15 protein-coding genes are annotated in these 15,627 nt (G+C 55.9%); 9 read left to right on the top strand and 6 right to left on the bottom strand.

Features of this window, described 5'->3' with window-relative positions; all coding sequences use genetic code 11:
• The first annotated feature begins 68 nt into the window (after positions 1-68).
• Together msrA and ACOTX2_RS16620 are read left to right on the top strand one after the other, a co-directional pair.
• Positions 69-710 carry a peptide-methionine (S)-S-oxide reductase MsrA gene (gene msrA / locus ACOTX2_RS16625; RefSeq protein ID WP_063148063.1) on the top strand — a complete coding sequence of 214 codons (642 nt, stop codon included), beginning with the start codon at positions 69-71 and terminating at the stop codon, positions 708-710.
• 250 nt (positions 711-960) lie between these two features.
• Positions 961-2,298 (top strand): hemolysin family protein, encoded by a 1,338-nt coding sequence (locus ACOTX2_RS16620; protein WP_022646849.1) that lies wholly within the window; start codon positions 961-963, stop codon positions 2,296-2,298.
• Positions 2,299-2,374: 76 nt separating this feature from the next.
• Here ACOTX2_RS16620 and ACOTX2_RS16615 read toward each other — a convergent pair whose 3' ends face one another.
• Positions 2,375-2,581, bottom strand: coding sequence for a DUF1107 domain-containing protein (locus ACOTX2_RS16615; RefSeq protein ID WP_003856054.1), 207 nt, complete (start codon positions 2,579-2,581; stop codon positions 2,375-2,377).
• 324 nt (positions 2,582-2,905) lie between these two features.
• On the opposite strand from ACOTX2_RS16615, the gene ACOTX2_RS16610 reads away from it, so the two are divergent.
• Positions 2,906-3,463 (top strand): YtfJ family protein, encoded by a 558-nt coding sequence (locus tag ACOTX2_RS16610; RefSeq protein WP_063148062.1) that lies wholly within the window; start codon positions 2,906-2,908, stop codon positions 3,461-3,463.
• On the opposite strand, the gene cysQ is transcribed toward ACOTX2_RS16610, so the two are convergent.
• Positions 3,457-4,197 carry a 3'(2'),5'-bisphosphate nucleotidase CysQ gene (gene cysQ, locus ACOTX2_RS16605; RefSeq protein WP_022646848.1) on the bottom strand — a complete coding sequence of 247 codons (741 nt, stop codon included), beginning with the start codon at positions 4,195-4,197 and terminating at the stop codon, positions 3,457-3,459. The two genes, ACOTX2_RS16610 and cysQ, sit on opposite strands and share 7 nt — an antisense overlap.
• Positions 4,198-4,387: 190 nt before the next feature.
• Here cysQ and ACOTX2_RS16600 point away from each other — a divergent pair, with 190 nt between their 5' ends.
• Positions 4,388-6,331, top strand: a complete 1,944-nt coding sequence (locus ACOTX2_RS16600; protein ID WP_063948706.1) for a bifunctional 2',3'-cyclic-nucleotide 2'-phosphodiesterase/3'-nucleotidase — start codon at positions 4,388-4,390, stop codon at positions 6,329-6,331.
• A 93-nt stretch (positions 6,332-6,424) separates the two neighbouring features.
• On the opposite strand, the gene ACOTX2_RS16595 is transcribed toward ACOTX2_RS16600, so the two are convergent.
• Positions 6,425-6,811, bottom strand: a complete 387-nt coding sequence (locus tag ACOTX2_RS16595; RefSeq protein ID WP_022646846.1) for a winged helix-turn-helix transcriptional regulator — start codon at positions 6,809-6,811, stop codon at positions 6,425-6,427.
• 84 nt (positions 6,812-6,895) lie between these two features.
• On the opposite strand from ACOTX2_RS16595, the gene ACOTX2_RS16590 reads away from it, so the two are divergent.
• The 3 genes from ACOTX2_RS16590 to ACOTX2_RS16580 all read left to right on the top strand — a co-directional run bounded on the left by ACOTX2_RS16590 (position 6,896) and on the right by ACOTX2_RS16580 (position 9,691).
• The gene (locus ACOTX2_RS16590; protein ID WP_063148060.1) at positions 6,896-7,744 is read left to right on the top strand and encodes an SDR family oxidoreductase; all 849 of its coding nucleotides are present in this window, start codon (positions 6,896-6,898) and stop codon (positions 7,742-7,744) included.
• A gap of 81 nt (positions 7,745-7,825) precedes the next feature.
• Complete coding sequence (locus tag ACOTX2_RS16585; RefSeq protein WP_032621407.1) at positions 7,826-8,650, top strand: AraC family transcriptional regulator; 825 nt, start codon at positions 7,826-7,828, stop codon at positions 8,648-8,650.
• Positions 8,651-8,725: 75 nt separating this feature from the next.
• Complete coding sequence (locus ACOTX2_RS16580; protein WP_063148059.1) at positions 8,726-9,691, top strand: DMT family transporter; 966 nt, start codon at positions 8,726-8,728, stop codon at positions 9,689-9,691.
• A gap of 80 nt (positions 9,692-9,771) precedes the next feature.
• On the opposite strand, the gene ACOTX2_RS16575 is transcribed toward ACOTX2_RS16580, so the two are convergent.
• Positions 9,772-11,418 carry a methyl-accepting chemotaxis protein gene (locus ACOTX2_RS16575; protein WP_022646842.1) on the bottom strand — a complete coding sequence of 549 codons (1,647 nt, stop codon included), beginning with the start codon at positions 11,416-11,418 and terminating at the stop codon, positions 9,772-9,774.
• Positions 11,419-11,663: 245 nt separating this feature from the next.
• Between ACOTX2_RS16575 and ytfE the strand changes: the two genes are divergently transcribed.
• Entirely contained in the window at positions 11,664-12,326 is a 663-nt protein-coding gene (ytfE, locus tag ACOTX2_RS16570; RefSeq protein WP_023299148.1) for an iron-sulfur cluster repair protein YtfE, read from the top strand.
• Between the two features lie 86 nt (positions 12,327-12,412).
• Here the strand turns inward: ytfE and cycA are convergent, their stop codons facing one another.
• Together cycA and fklB are read right to left on the bottom strand one after the other, a co-directional pair.
• Positions 12,413-13,822, bottom strand: a complete 1,410-nt coding sequence (gene cycA, locus ACOTX2_RS16565) for a D-serine/D-alanine/glycine transporter (protein ID WP_022646840.1) — start codon at positions 13,820-13,822, stop codon at positions 12,413-12,415.
• 314 nt (positions 13,823-14,136) lie between these two features.
• The gene (fklB, locus tag ACOTX2_RS16560) at positions 14,137-14,757 is read right to left on the bottom strand and encodes an FKBP-type peptidyl-prolyl cis-trans isomerase (RefSeq protein ID WP_022646839.1); all 621 of its coding nucleotides are present in this window, start codon (positions 14,755-14,757) and stop codon (positions 14,137-14,139) included.
• A 231-nt stretch (positions 14,758-14,988) separates the two neighbouring features.
• Here fklB and ACOTX2_RS16555 point away from each other — a divergent pair, with 231 nt between their 5' ends.
• Positions 14,989-15,627 (top strand): OapA family protein, encoded by a 639-nt coding sequence (locus tag ACOTX2_RS16555; RefSeq protein ID WP_022646838.1) that lies wholly within the window; start codon positions 14,989-14,991, stop codon positions 15,625-15,627.

Below are 15,627 nucleotides of genomic sequence, written 5' to 3'. Positions count from 1 at the left end.
TTTATTGTGTTCAATTAAACGCTTCGTGACAACCTTAACCGAAACAACGCTACCCCGGAGGCCCCACCGTGAGTTTATTTGATAAAAAGCATCTGGTATCACAAGCCGATGCGTTACCGGGACGCAACACCCCTATGCCAGTGGCGACATTACACGCCGTAAACAACCATTCAATGACAAACGTTCCTGATGGAATGGAGATCGCCCTGTTTGCCATGGGCTGCTTCTGGGGCGTAGAACGCCTGTTCTGGCAACAGCCGGGCGTGTACAGCACCGCTGCGGGCTACACCGGAGGATATACGCCTAACCCAACCTACCGCGAAGTCTGTTCCGGTGAGACCGGTCATGCTGAAGCGGTGCGTGTGGTGTATGACCCGAGCGTCATCAGCTATGAACAGCTGCTCCAGGTGTTCTGGGAAAACCATGACCCGGCGCAGGGCATGCGTCAGGGTAACGATCACGGCACCCAATACCGCTCGGCCATCTATCCGCTCACCCCTGAGCAGGAGACTGCGGCCCACGCCAGCCTGACGCGTTTCCAGGAAGCGATGCAGGCAGCCGGTGATAAACGTCAGGTCACGACGGAAATCGCTACTGCGAAACCGTTCTACTATGCCGAAGACGACCACCAGCAGTACCTGCATAAAAATCCGTACGGCTACTGCGGCATTGGCGGCATCGGCGTCTGTCTGCCTCCACAGCAGGACTGATTACAACATCAGCGCCACGCGAGCCGCGTGGCGCGCCTGTAAGCAAAAGTGTCAGTTCATTACTTAACCACTCTCTGCCCTTTCATCCGGCCACTTTTTGCCGAAAACGTGACCTCTGGCAGATTTACACGCCTTTACGCTATACTACCGCTGAAATAATCGGCTCAACGCTACGAGCTGAGTTCAATGTGTCTTCACACGAATGGTATCAACTCCCCTTCTGAGGATCTGGCGAGAAGCCGGATAAACTATGTTAAACAGTATTTTAGTAATACTTTGTCTTATTGCCGTCAGTGCATTTTTCTCGATATCGGAGATCTCGCTGGCTGCCTCCCGTAAAATCAAACTGAAGCTGCTTGCCGACGAGGGCAACATCAACGCATCACGCATTCTGAAAATGCAGGAAAACCCAGGCATGTTCTTTACCGTGGTGCAGATTGGCCTGAACGCGGTCGCCATTCTTGGCGGTATCGTGGGCGATGCAGCATTTTCTCCGGCGTTTTATAGCCTGTTTGTAAAGTACATGTCCGCAGAGCTGGCCGAGCAGTTGAGCTTCATCCTCTCCTTCTCGCTGGTCACCGGTTTGTTCATTCTATTCGCGGACCTGACCCCGAAACGCATCGGTATGATTGCGCCAGAAGCTGTGGCTTTGCGTATCATCAACCCGATGCGCTTCTGCCTGTATGTCTTCCGTCCGCTGGTGTGGTTCTTCAACGGCCTGGCGAACGTCATTTTCCGCATCTTCAAGCTGCCGATGGTGCGTAAAGACGACATCACCTCCGACGATATTTATGCGGTAGTGGAAGCCGGGGCGCTGGCAGGCGTGCTGCGCAAGCAGGAGCACGAGCTGATCGAGAACGTTTTCGAACTGGAATCCCGTACCGTGCCGTCCTCCATGACCGGCCGTGAGAACATCATCTGGTTCGATCTGCATGAAGACGAGCAGAGCCTGAAGACCAAAGTGGCGCAGCATCCGCACTCCAAGTTCCTGGTCTGTAACGAAGATATCGACCATATCATCGGCTATGTGGACTCCAAAGACCTGCTGAACCGCGTGCTGGCAAACCAGAGCCTGGCGCTGAACAGCGGCGTGCAGATCCGCAACACCCTGATTGTGCCGGACACCCTGACGCTCTCCGAAGCGCTGGAAAGTTTCAAAACCGCCGGTGAAGACTTCGCGGTGATCATGAACGAATATGCGCTGGTGGTGGGCATTATCACCCTCAACGACGTCATGACGACGCTGATGGGCGACCTGGTCGGCCAGGGGCTGGAAGAGCAAATTGTGCAGCGTGATGAGAACTCATGGCTGATCGATGGTGGTACGCCGATTGAAGATGTCATGCGCGTGCTCGACATCGACGAGTTCCCGCAGTCCGGAAACTACGAGACCATCGGCGGCTTTATGATGTTTATGCTGCGTAAGATCCCGAAACGTACCGACTCGGTGAAATTCTCTGGCTTCAAGTTTGAAGTGGTGGATATTGATAACTACCGCATCGACCAACTGCTGGTAACGCGCATTGATAGTAAACCGACCGTGCTGGTACCGAAGCTGCCAGATGCGGAAGATAAGGTGTCGGCGTAACCCTTTGTATGTCCCACAAACATCAACGGCTCCCATCGGGAGCCGTCTTTTTAACTACTACTGCATAGCACGTTGGTTAAGCCATCTCAGTTTGCAGACGCATAACCTGACGGTTGACTTCGGACATCACAGACAAGTGCTGTTTGTCCTTCACTTTCGGGATAAGGATTTTGCCCTTATCGAACTCAAAAGCGCCAACATCCTTGATATACAACCGTCCACGGAACAGGATCTTCACGTACTTCGCCACCTGAAGCGGGTTGTAGCGTTGGAAAATTTTCATTCTTGTATCTCCTGCGAATCATACGCCCTTGCGGTGCCACAATCGGCCCGACTGTCCTGAGCGCAAATTTTGATGCCCAATGACTATAGACCAGAACCTCGTACTTACCCAGTGTGCATAAGTTTATTTACCGTTTGATTACAATTATTCAGAATAATCTTTGCAAAGCGTGATACAGAGCAGTATATGCCGTCGTTTTTGCGTGGATATGTGCGTTCGCCCGCAAACTGGCATCGGGATTGCGGGAAAAGCCCATTGATCGCACTTATGATTAAAAGCGCATGACCAAGTGGTCGGATCACCTGCTCACAATAAGGAAACACCATGACCCTACGTAACCTCCTGGCAGCAGCTTGCCTGTTGCTGCCGCTGATGGCTTCCGCACACAACATTGAAAAAGGACAACGTGTCCCGCCGGTCGGCATTGCTGACCGGGGAGAATTGATTCTCGACAGTGATAAGTTTAGCTATAAAGCCTGGAATAGCGCGCAGCTTGCGGGCAAAGTGAGAGTTGTACAGCATATTGCCGGACGTACATCCGCTAAAGAGAAAAACGCCACCCTCGTGGAAGCGATCAAGGCCGCAAAACTCCCGCACGATCGCTACCAGACCACCACCATCGTGAATACCGACGACGCGATTCCCGGCTCCGGGATGTTTGTGCGCTCAAGCCTTGAGAGCAATAAGAAGCTCTATCCCTGGTCGCAGTTTATTGTCGACAGCAACGGCGTGACGCGTAAGGCGTGGCAGCTGGAAGAAGAGAGTTCAGCGATTGTTGTGCTGGACAAAAACGGTCGCGTACAGTGGGTTAAAGACGGCGCGCTGACGCAGGATGAGGTGCAGCAGGTAGTAGCCCTGCTGCATAAGCTACTAGCTCAGTAAAGTGACACCCTGAAGCCAGGGTTGAGGAACGACTCGCGCGGGGTGTAGTCCAGTGGCTTACCCTGCCAGTCATGCACATGCGCGCCTGCGGCCGCAGCCACCGCATGCCCTGCCGCCGTATCCCAGACGTTCGTCGGCCCGAAACGGGGGTACAACTGCGCCTGCCCTTCCGCCACCAGACAGAACTTCAGCGACGAGCCGATCGACGTCGTCTGGTGTTCCCCCAGCTGTTGCAGGTACTCCTCCAGCTCGCTGTCGCTGTGCGAGCGGCTGATCACCACCAGCGGAGGACGGGCATCTCGCACCTGGATCTGCTTACGCACGCCGCACTCTTCCTTCCAGGCTTTACCTTCCGCCGCGCTGTACATCACCTTCATCACCGGGGCATAAACCACGCCAAGCACCGCCTTTCCTTTTTCAATCAGGGCGATATTCACGGTAAATTCACCGTTACGCTTGATGAACTCTTTCGTGCCGTCCAGCGGGTCCACCAGCCAGTAACGCTGCCAGTGCTGACGTTCGTCCCAGCCCTGGGGCGCTTCTTCAGAAAGGACCGGAATATCCGGAGTCAGGGTCTGCAAACCTTTCAGGATCACCGTATGCGCCGCGATATCCGCCGCCGTCACCGGGGAGTCGTCCGCTTTGCTGACAACATCCATCGGTTTCGCACCGTCGTACACCTGCATAATGGCATCACCCGCATCCCGTGCGAGCTGACAAATTTGATCTAACATTCTCCACCTCTTCGTTAACGCAGTGGGCATAACTTATTGTTTTAGTTATATCGTAATGTGAACAATTCCGCTATCTGTGAAGCAATTCTGGTTTCAGCGTTCTTTTTTCTGGCAGCATTCACACTTCTGTAAGCAACAAATACTACATACATACTCTTTTGTGGCTTGGATCGAAAAAAGGACTCCTCAGATGATTAAGTTTAGCGCAACGCTCCTGGCAACGCTGATTGCGGCAAGCGTTCAGGCAGCGACGGTGGATCTCCGCATTCTGGAAACCACCGATCTGCACGGCAACATGATGGACTTCGATTACTACAAAGATACGCCTGTCGAAAAATTCGGACTGGTACGTACGGCAAGTTTGATCAACGCCGCCCGCGGTGAAGTGAAAAACAGCGTGCTGGTCGATAACGGGGACTTAATTCAGGGCAGCCCGCTCAGCGACTACATGGCGGCGAAGGGGCTGAAGAAAGGCGAGATCCATCCTGTTTATAAGGCAATGAATACGCTGGACTATGCCGTCGGCAACCTGGGCAACCACGAATTTAACTACGGCCTGAAATACCTGCACGATGCGCTGGCAGGGGCAAAATTCCCGTACGTTAATGCCAATATCATCGACGTTAAGACGAAAAAGCCCCTCTTTACCCCTTACCTGATTAAAGAGACCGAGGTTGTCGACCAGGACGGTAGAAAACAGACACTGAAAATCGGCTATATCGGCTTTGTGCCGCCGCAGATCATGACGTGGGATAAAGCCAACCTCGACGGGAAAGTAACCGTCAACGACATTACCGAAACGGCGCGCAAATACGTGCCGGAGATGCGGGCGAAAGGCGCAGATGTGGTGGTCGTTGTGGCCCACTCTGGCCTCTCGGCCGACCCGTATCAGGCGATGGCTGAGAACTCCGTGTATTACCTCAGCCAGGTACCGGGCGTCGATGCGATCCTGTTTGGTCACGCCCACGCCGTCTTCCCGGGCAAAGATTTCGCCAGTATCAAAGGCGCGGACATCGAAAAAGGGACGCTCAACGGTGTGCCATCGGTGATGCCGGGCATGTGGGGCGACCACCTTGGCGTGGTAGATCTGGTGCTGAATAACGACAGCGGGAGCTGGAAAGTCACGCAGTCGAAAGCGGAAGCGCGTCCGATTTATGATGCCGCTGCAAAAAAATCCTTGGCCGAAGAAGATAAAAAGCTGGTCGACGTCCTGAAGCATGACCACGACGCAACGCGTGAATTTGTCAGCAAGCCGATCGGTAAATCGGCTGATAACATGTACAGCTTCCTCGCGCTGGTACAGGATGACCCGACCGTGCAGGTAGTCAACATGGCGCAGAAAGCCTATGCCGAGCACTATATTCAGGGCGATCCGGATCTGGCCAATCTGCCGGTTCTGTCTGCCGCGGCGCCATTCAAAGTGGGCGGGCGTAAGAACGATCCGGCCAGCTACGTTGAGGTGGAAAAAGGCCAGCTGACCTTCCGTAATGCCGCCGATCTTTACCTCTATCCCAACACCCTCGTGGTGGTGAAAGCCACCGGGAAAGAGGTGAAGGAGTGGCTGGAGTGCTCTGCCGGACAGTTCAACCAGATCGATCCGCACAGCAGCAAACCGCAGTCGCTGATAAACTGGGACGGTTTCCGCACCTACAACTTCGACGTGATCGACGGCGTGGAATATCAGATTGATGTAACCCAGCCCGCGAAATATGACGGCGAATGTCAGGCCATTAATCCGCAGGCAGAACGCATTAAACACCTGACCTTCAACGGCAAAGCGATTGATCCGAATGCCACTTTCCTGGTGGTGACCAACAACTACCGCGCCTATGGCGGTAAGTTTGCCGGTACGGGTGACAGCCACATCGCCTTTGCCTCGCCGGATGAGAACCGTTCGGTGCTGGCGGCGTGGATTAGCGCGGAGTCGAAAAAAGCGGGTGAAATTCATCCGGCGGTGGATAACAACTGGCGTCTGGCGCCGATCAACAGCGACACGACGCTGGATATTCGCTTTGAGACATCACCGTCCGATAAAGCAGCCGCGTTTATCAAGGATAAGGCGCAGTATCCGATGAAACAGGTCGCGACGGATGATATTGGGTTCGCGATTTATCAGGTGGATTTGAGCAGGTAGCGATGATTGTGCCGGGTGGCGCTTGCGCTTACCCGGCCTACGGGATCGAGGATTGCGGGTAGGCCGGGTAAGGCGAAGCCGCCACCCGGCATTTCATGCCGCACGATCGTCCCGATTCGCCATCACCTTCGGCGTATTCACCTCAATCCAGTCAGCCAGCGCGGCCACCTTCTCGCTCACCTCCAGCCCCATCGGCGTCAGGCTATATTCCACGTGCGGCGGCACAACCGGATAAGAAACGCGATCGACAAACCCGTCCTGCTCCAGCGCCTGAAGCGACTGGGCCAGCATCTTCTCGCTCACACCGCCCAGCTTGCGGCGCAGATCGCTAAAACGATGCGTCCCCTGACGTAACGCCACCAGGATCAGCACGCCCCAGCGGCTGGTAACATGTTTGAGCACTTCCCGTGACGGGCACTGTTCTGCAAAGAGATTGCCATCGCGCATTTGCTCGCTGAGCGTCGGTATCGGTGTTTTCATACTTACCTTTTTGTGCGTACTTACTAAAAGTTAGTTATGGTGATAGTGTGCCACAACACCAGACAAACACGAAGGAGATTCATCATGATCGCGATTACCGGCGCAACCGGCCAGCTTGGCCAACACGTTATTGAAGAACTGCTGAAAACCGTTCCGGCCATCCAGATCGTGGCTATTGTGCGTAACCCGGCAAAAGCCGACGCCTTAAGCCAGCGGGGAATTGTGGTACGTCAGGCGGACTATACCGACCAGGCCGCGTTCACCACCGCCCTGAACGGCGTGGATAAGCTGCTGCTTATCTCCTCCAGCGAAGTGGGCCAGCGCGCCGTACAGCACCAGAACGTGATAAACGCCGCCAAAGCCGCCGGGGTGAAATTCATCGCCTATACCAGCCTGCTGCATGCGGACAGATCCCCGCTGGGTCTGCACGTTGAGCACGTCGAAACCGAAAATGCACTGGCGGCTTCAGGCGTGCCTTACGCCCTGCTGCGCAACGGCTGGTACACCGAAAACTACCTGGCAAGCGCGCCGCCAGCGCTGGAACACGGCGTATTTATAGGTGCCGCAGGCGAAGGCAAAATTGCCTCTGCGACCCGTGCGGATTACGCGGCGGCTGCGGCAAAAGTGATTTCTGAAGAGGGTCACGCCGGCAAGGTGTATGAACTGGCAGGTGACAATGCCTGGACGCTGAGCGAACTGGCTGCGGAGCTGAGCAAGCAGAGCGGTAAGCCGGTAACGTATCAGAACCTCAGCGAAGCCGATTATGCCGCCGCACTGAAAGGCGTTGGTCTGCCTGCCGGGCTGGCGGAGATGCTGGCGGATTCCGATACCGGCGCGTCCAAAGGCGGCCTGTTTGACGACAGCCGTACCCTGAGCAAACTGATTGGCCGTCCGACCACGCCGCTGGCGGAGAGCATCAAAGCCATTCTGTAATTGTTAAGAATTGGTTATTTTTTGTGGCATCCCTTCGGGTCATCTCGGATAATGAAGCGATGACCCACAAGGAGGCTCACCGTGCAAGGCGTACCGGAACAGTTTACTGATGAGAGAGACAGCGCGCGCTTTCGCCATCTGGCGCAGTTGCCGGGTCTGGAGCTATATCACGCGCATATTGCTGACTACGCCTTTGAGCCTCACACGCATGAAGCCTTCGGTATCGGCACCATTGAAACCGGCGCCGAACGCTTCCGTTACCGCGGAACCCAACACTTAGCCGCTGAAAAATCGGTCGTGACCATGAACCCGGACGAGATCCACACGGGCGAATCCGCCACCGAAGGCGGCTGGCGCTACCGGATGGTCTATATCGAACCCGACCTGCTGGAAGAAGTCACCGGCCTTCGCCACTGGTGGTTTAGCGACGTGACCCGCCACGACCCGCTGCGCTCGCAGCAAATTGGCCAGCTGATTTACGGCCTTTGGCATACGAACGATGCGCTGGCACAAAAAGGGTTGCTGCTGGATCTGATTGAGACGTTCCAGCCGCTGGCCCGTCACGCGCCGGTAGCCCGGGAGGGCGCGCACCGCTTCGAGCGCGTTCGCGACTATCTGCACGACAACTATATGCGCGCCCTTACGCTGGACGAACTGGCGAACGTTGTGTCGCTCAGTCCGTACCATTTCCAGCGCCAGTTTAAGGCCCATTTTCACGTCACCCCACACCAGATGCTGATGGCCATCCGGCTGTGGCGCGCCAAAGCATTCCTCACCCACGGCATGCCTGCCGCCGAGGTGGCCGCCGCAACGGGGCTGACCGATCAGTCTCACCTGACCCGCGCCTTTACCCGCCGCTACGGCATTACGCCCGTGCGTTACCAGAAGCAGGTTTCGCCGCGCTAATGCGCAACCTCATACAATACGCGTGCATCTGTGCCTCCTACACTGGCTACAACATGTATTACTGTGGACGAAAAGATGATTAGCGGCGTGTTGTATGCCCTGCTTGCAGGGTTGATGTGGGGGCTGATTTTCGTCGGCCCGCTGATTGTGCCTGAGTACCCGGCAATATTGCAGTCGACCGGACGCTATCTGGCGCTGGGGCTTATTGCCGTGCCGCTGGCATGGCTGGGGCGTGCGCGTCTGCGCCAGCTGAGTCGCCAGGACTGGCTCACCGCGCTGTGGCTGACCATGATGGGTAATCTTATCTACTACGTCTGCCTGGCCAGCGCCATTCAGCGTACCGGTGCGCCGGTGTCGACCATGATTATCGGCACGCTGCCGGTGGTCATTCCGGTTTTCGCAAACCTGCTTTATAGCCAGCGAGACGGGAAACTGGCGTGGTCAAAGATGGTGCCTGCGCTGGTATGCATCGCCGTGGGGCTGGTGTGCGTGAATATTGCCGAGCTACGCCACGGCCTCGAAAACTTCAGCTTGTGGCGTTACGGTTCTGGGATCTTTCTGGCGGTTATTTCGGTTGTCTGCTGGGCCTGGTATGCCCTGCGCAACGCACGCTGGCTGCGGGAAAACCCGGATAAGCATCCGATGATGTGGGCGACGGCGCAGGCGCTGGTCACGCTTCCTGTCTCGTTGCTGGGCTATGTGGGTGCATGTATCTGGCTGGGTAGCCAGCATCCGGATTTCGCCCTGCCCTTCGGACCGCGCCCGTGGGTATTCGTCGGGTTAATGGTCGCCATTGCCGTGCTCTGTTCGTGGGTTGGCGCGCTGTGCTGGAACATTGCCAGCCAGAAGCTGCCGACGGTGATACTGGGGCCACTGATTGTCTTTGAAACGCTGGCCGGGCTGCTCTATACCTTCCTGATTCGCCAGAGCGTGCCGCCGCTGCTAACGGCCTGCGGGATCGCGCTGCTGGTCGTTGGGGTGGTGATTGCGGTGAGAGCGAAGCCGGAAAAACCGATGGTCGTTCCGGCGTCGGAGGGGTGAGCTTTTCGACCAGCGGCGCTTCGCTTGCAGGGCCTACAAAACCGTAGGCCGGGTAAGCGTCAGCGCCACCCGGCACAGTATCAGAACGTTTCCCAGTTCGCTTCAGACGCCGCTACGGGCTGCGCTTTAGGTACATAGGTCTTTACCGGCGCGGCTTTCACCGCCTGGTTACGGGTGATCTTAAACACCGCCACCGCGTCGTTCAGGCGCGCGGCCTGATCTTCCAGCGCCGCCGCCGCCGCCGCAGACTCCTCCACCAGCGAGGCGTTCTGCTGGGTAACGCGATCCATCTCCGCCACCGCCTGGCCCACCTGGTCGATACCGCGGCTCTGTTCGTCGGAGGCCGACGCAATCTCACCCATGATGTCAGTCACGCGCGTAACTGCATTGACGATCTCTGCCATCGTCGCGCCCGCTTCATTTACCAGCTGAGAGCCCGCGTTAACGCGCTCGCCGGAATCATCGATCAGGGCTTTGATCTCTTTCGCCGCCTGAGCGCTGCGCTGGGCAAGGGTACGCACCTCACCCGCGACAACCGCGAAGCCACGCCCCTGCTCGCCCGCACGCGCCGCTTCTACCGCCGCGTTCAGCGCCAGAATATTGGTCTGGAAGGCAATGCCATCGATTACGTTGGTAATTTGCGCAATTTTGCTGGAACTGGTGGCGATTTCGTCCATGGTGCGCACCACGCCTTCTACCACATTTCCGCCCTTCTTCGCGGTGGAGGAGGCGTCCAGCGCCAGACGCGACGCCTGACGCGCGTTATCGGCGTTTTGCTTCACGGTGGCGGTTAACTGTTCCATGCTGGCTGCCGTCTCTTCCAGAGAAGCGGCCTGCTGCTCTGTGCGAGACGAGAGATCGTTGCTGCCCGCCGAGATTTCACCCGCGCCGGTGTAAATGGTATCTGCGCCTTCACGCACCACGCCCACCGTGTTGGCCAGCGCAGTCTGCATCTCTTGGACATTGCGCGCCAGGATCGCCATTTCATTTTTACCCTCAGCCTGAATCGGCTGGGTTAAATCCCCTGCCGCAATGGCGCGGATATGGCTGATCACCTCTTCCAGCGGCAGCAGCAGCACGCGGCGCATCGCAATCCAGCTGGAAATAATCACCGCGATCACCAGCAGCATCACCGCAGAGAGGATCCACAGAATGCGTTTGTAGTCGCTTTCATTGTCTTTGATGCCTTTGTCGGTGAGCGCGGCCTGCGCCTCGCGCCATTCGCGATAGACCTTTTGCATCGCGGTCTGCTTCTGTTCGGCATTTTGTTTGAACATATCTTCCAGATTGCCCTGCCCCAGCAGAACGTTCATTTGCGTCAGCGTGGCGGAGTAGATGCGGTAGTGCTCTTCCAGCCTGTCGGCCAGGTGCTCGTCCATACCCGGCGTTTCCGGCAGCGCGTAATATTTATCGTAATGTGTCTGGGCATCAGCCAGCAGGTTTTTCGCGGTATTGACCAGCTCGTTCAGCTGCCCGCCGTTAATCTGCGACGCCATGCTGCTTTGCAGACGCAGCATGCCGCGGTTAAGGGTGACACGCGCCTGATTCAGGCTGATCCAGGCGTCGGTAAACTCCGCGACGTTCTGGCTGGAAAGCTGAGAAACGGTGAAGTTCTCTTTGTCGTTATTGAGCGCATTAATGAAAATGCCAGCGGAGATCAGTTGCATGATGCCGAGCACAAGCAGCACCGAAATCAAAAGAGTAATGACTTTTATACGTTTAAACATGCGTTGCCTTTTTTATATACAGGTATTGTCTGACCTGTATCTATCGGCACGCGCGGCAGGTTGTTTACTGTTTCTCCACCTTTAAAAACTTTCGAAAGCCCTTTTCTGCATTCAATCAGCAAGTTAAAAGCACGCTTTTTTTGTGATCCCCTTCTCATTTTTACCCTTGCCTCTAAAGGGTTATAGTATCCACATAAAGATGCATTTAAAATGCATCTTATATTCCTGATGATGAGGTAACTGCTATGGCCTTCCGCGACCAACCCTTAGGCGAGCTGGCGCTCTCCATCCCTCGCGCTTCAGCGCTGTTCCGTAAATACGATATGGATTACTGCTGCGGCGGTAAGCAAACGCTGGCGCGCGCAGCGTCGCGTAAAGAGCTGGATGTAGAAGCTATCGAAGCGGAGCTGGCTAAGCTGGCAGAACAGCCTGTCGACAAAGACTGGCGCACCGCGCCGCTGGCTGAAATCATCGACCATATCATTGTGCGTTACCACGACCGTCACCGCGAACAGCTGCCGGAGCTGATTTTACAGGCCACCAAAGTTGAGCGCGTTCACGCCGATAAACCTTCCGTACCGCGCGGCCTGGCAAAATACCTGACCATGCTGCACGAAGAACTATCCAGCCACATGATGAAAGAGGAGCAGATCCTCTTCCCGATGATCAAACAGGGCATGGGCAGCCAGGCAATGGGGCCCATCAGCGTGATGGAAAGCGAACATGATGACGCCGGAGAACTGCTGGAAGTGATCAAACACACCACCCACAATGTCACACCGCCGCCAGAGGCGTGCACCACCTGGAAAGCGATGTACAACGGCATCAACGAGATGATCGACGATCTGATGGAACACATCAGTCTTGAGAATAACGTTCTGTTCCCGCGTGCATTATCGGGTAAATAAAAAAGCCCGGTGGCGCTAGCGCTTACCGGGCCTACAACGTCCTCGAACGTAGGCCGGGTAAGCGTCAGCGCCACCCGGCAACATGCTTAACGCATGCCTGCCATCCGTTTCTTACCGATAAACAGCCAGCCCAGCCCCAGCGCGATAAACCACAGCGGCGTGACGATCAGCGCCTGACGGGTATCTTCTTCCAGCGTCAGTAGCACCAGCACGAAGACGAAGAACGCCATGCACACCCAGCACATCAGCTTGCCCAGTGGCATCTTGTAGATCGACTTCTCATGCAGATGTGGACGCTGTTTGCGGTACACCAGGTATGAGCAGAGGATGATGGTCCAGACGAACATAAACAGGATCGCCGACACCGTGGTGATCATGGTGAACGCGCCGATTACGCTCGGGTTAACGTAGAGCATCACCACACCGCCCAGCAGACAGATGCAGGAGAAGGTCAGCCCTTTCGCCGGTACCGCGCGTTTTGAGAGTTTGGCGAACGCGCTCGGGGCAACCCCCTCCTGCGCCAGACCAAACAGCATACGGCTGGTGGAGAAGACGCCGCTGTTCGCGGAAGAGGCCGCTGAGGTCAGCACCACGAAGTTAATCAGGCTCGCGGCAGCGGGCAGCCCCACCAGCACGAACAGCTCGACGAACGGGCTCTTGGTTGGCACTACTGAGCTCCATGGCGTCACGGACATAATGATGATCAGCGCGAACACGTAGAACATGATGATACGCAGCGGAATGGAGTTGATCGCGCGCGGCAGGGATTTCTCCGGATCTTTAGTTTCCGCCGCCGTGGTTCCCACCAGCTCAATCCCGACAAACGCGAACACCGCAATCTGGAAACCGGCGAAGAAGCCGCTGATGCCTTTCGGGAACCAGCCGCCATCATTCCACAGATGGGCAAACGAGGCCTGAACGCCAGTTGGCGACTGGAAGTGCGTCAGCACCATTACCAGCCCGACGACAATCAGCGCGATGATGGCGACGATTTTGATCATCGCGAACCAGAACTCCATCTCACCGAACATTTTAACGGTCGCGAGGTTGAGGCTCAGCAGCAGGACAATCACCGCCAGCGAGGCCACCCAGTCCGACAGGCCGGGGAACCAGAATTGGGCGTAGGCCGTAATAGCGACAACATCCGCCATGCCGGTAACCACCCAGCAGAACCAGTAGGTCCAGCCGGTAAAATAGCCCGCCCACGGGCCGAGCAGGTCTGAAGCGAAGTCGCTGAAGGATTTGTATTCGAGGTTCGAGAGCAGCAATTCACCCATTGCACGCATCACGAAAAAGAGCATAAAACCGATGATCATATAAACGAAGATGATCGACGGGCCTGCTAGACTGATGGTTTTGCCCGAGCCCATAAATAGCCCTGTGCCGATGGCGCCGCCAATGGCAATAAGCTGAATGTGACGGTTCGTGAGATTTCGCCGTAGCGACTGTTCAGACGTCGCCTCTTCTGCGGCGGCGACTTTGACCTGATCTACCATGTGATATTTTCCTGTTTATGCCTGTCTGTGTTGTTAAGGCTCTTCTGGCCTTTAAATACGCCAAAAAAATGACGTTCCCTTTGTAAGGGCTTATCGATAGTAGGTAAGAATCGGCGGGATGAATACTATGATTTGAATATTATGTTAATAATATGTTGAAAGTGAGTGTCATATCACTCATACAGCGCGAAACAGCTCACAAAAATACACGTAACAGTTTCGTTTGCAATACAAAATGTTGATTCCGTCGTAACTCCAGGTTTTATCGCTATTTTCCTCTCCCCGATCGGAGAGAGGAAAATAAGAAAAACCGATTACAGGATTTCCAGCAGCTCGACTTCAAACACCAGGGTGCTGAATGGCGGAATGGACGCGCCAGCGCCACGCTCGCCGTATGCCAGGTTGTGCGGGATAGTCAGTTCCCATTTTGAACCTACTGGCATCAGGGTCAGGGCTTCGATCCAGCCTGCAATCACGCCGTTGACCGGGAATTCAGCCGGTTCGCCACGCGCGACGGAGCTGTCGAACACGGTGCCGTCGATCAGCTTACCGGTGTAGTGTACGCGAACGTGGTCGGTACGCGCCGGGATTGCGCCATCACCCTGATTGATTACGCGGAACTGCAAGCCGGACTCGGTGCTGTTCACGCCTTCACGCTCACGGTTCTCTTCCAGATATTTCACGCCTTCTGCCGCCATCTCTTCGAAACGCGCGCGACGTACGGTGTCAGCACGTTCGTGGATTTCACGCAGCGCACGGTGCACAACGTCAACCGGCACAGCGGGCTGCTTGCCTTCCAGCGCGTCAGCGATACCCGCCACCAGCGCTTCCGGTAACAGACCTTCCAGGCCGGATTCGCTCAGCTGCTGTCCTACCTGCAAGCCGATGCCGTAGCTTGCCTGCGCTTCGATAGTGTCAAAAGTCGGGGTGGTCATGGGTTTTCCTTCCATCACATTTAAAGTAGCGGGCAGCATATCAGCCATGCCCTTATGGGTAAAACTTTGTCTTAAGTAAAGGTGACAAACTGCGACGAAACGGAAACAATAGTAGCCGTCAGGATTTTCCCTAATATATGTCACGAAAGCTGGCTTTGTTACGCCCATCAGGCAGTTAGCAAACTACACTTCTCAGGACAGGATAAAAAGACGCGGAGCAGGAGGAGAGCCATGCCCGGGCGATTTGAACTGAAACCTACCCTGGCGAAAATCTGGCATGCGCCGGATAACTTTCGCATCATGGACCCGCTGCCGCCTTTGCACCGCAGAGGCATTATCATCGGCGCGATGCTGATGGTCATCGGTTTCCTGCTTCCTTCCGGCAGTGACAACGTTGATACCGGTCCGGTAAGCCGCAATGCTGAGCTGGATATCCAGTCGCAAAGCCAGCCGCAGCCTGATTCACAGCCGATGCAGACGCAACTGGTCACACCGTCTAACGATCCGGGCCAGGTTGCGCCGGTTGAACCTGAACCTGTTCAGGAAGATCAGGAGCAGGCCGCCGCCCCTTCAGAGCCACAGGCGCAACAGCCCACCGGCATTGAGCAGCAGTGGCGTTCGTATCGCGTAGAGCCAGGGAAAACCCTTGCTCAGCTGTTCCGCGACCACAATCTGCCGGCAACGGATGTGTATGCCATGGCGCAAGTCGAGGGGGCTGGCAAGCCGCTCAGCAACCTGCAAAATGGTCAGATGGTGCAGATCCGCCAGAATGCCAGTGGGGTGGTGACCGGGTTAACGATCGATACCGGAAACGGGCAGCAGGTACTGTTTACCCGCCAGCCGGACGGCAGTTTTATCAGAGCACGTTAA

Source organism: Enterobacter cloacae complex sp. IR5412 (genome assembly GCF_049237385.1).
GTDB lineage: Bacteria > Pseudomonadota > Gammaproteobacteria > Enterobacterales > Enterobacteriaceae > Enterobacter > Enterobacter intestinihominis.
Note: the sequence above shows the minus strand (reverse complement) of the source record. Positions and strands in the feature narration are given on the sequence as shown.

Excerpts from the sequence above, each read along its gene's own strand:
- ACOTX2_RS16620 (WP_022646849.1), top strand. The coding sequence starts at position 961 with ATGTTAAACAGTATTTTAGTAATACTTTGTCTTATTGCCGTCAGTGCA.
- ACOTX2_RS16615 (WP_003856054.1), bottom strand. The coding sequence starts at position 2,581 with ATGAAAATTTTCCAACGCTACAACCCGCTTCAGGTGGCGAAGTACGTG.
- ACOTX2_RS16610 (WP_063148062.1), top strand. The coding sequence starts at position 2,906 with ATGACCCTACGTAACCTCCTGGCAGCAGCTTGCCTGTTGCTGCCGCTG.
- cysQ (WP_022646848.1), bottom strand. The coding sequence starts at position 4,197 with ATGTTAGATCAAATTTGTCAGCTCGCACGGGATGCGGGTGATGCCATT.
- ACOTX2_RS16600 (WP_063948706.1), top strand. The coding sequence starts at position 4,388 with ATGATTAAGTTTAGCGCAACGCTCCTGGCAACGCTGATTGCGGCAAGC.
- ACOTX2_RS16595 (WP_022646846.1), bottom strand. The coding sequence starts at position 6,811 with ATGAAAACACCGATACCGACGCTCAGCGAGCAAATGCGCGATGGCAAT.
- ACOTX2_RS16590 (WP_063148060.1), top strand. The coding sequence starts at position 6,896 with ATGATCGCGATTACCGGCGCAACCGGCCAGCTTGGCCAACACGTTATT.
- ACOTX2_RS16580 (WP_063148059.1), top strand. The coding sequence starts at position 8,726 with ATGATTAGCGGCGTGTTGTATGCCCTGCTTGCAGGGTTGATGTGGGGG.
- ACOTX2_RS16575 (WP_022646842.1), bottom strand. The coding sequence starts at position 11,418 with ATGTTTAAACGTATAAAAGTCATTACTCTTTTGATTTCGGTGCTGCTT.
- ytfE (WP_023299148.1), top strand. The coding sequence starts at position 11,664 with ATGGCCTTCCGCGACCAACCCTTAGGCGAGCTGGCGCTCTCCATCCCT.
- cycA (WP_022646840.1), bottom strand. The coding sequence starts at position 13,822 with ATGGTAGATCAGGTCAAAGTCGCCGCCGCAGAAGAGGCGACGTCTGAA.
- fklB (WP_022646839.1), bottom strand. The coding sequence starts at position 14,757 with ATGACCACCCCGACTTTTGACACTATCGAAGCGCAGGCAAGCTACGGC.
- ACOTX2_RS16555 (WP_022646838.1), top strand. The coding sequence starts at position 14,989 with ATGCCCGGGCGATTTGAACTGAAACCTACCCTGGCGAAAATCTGGCAT.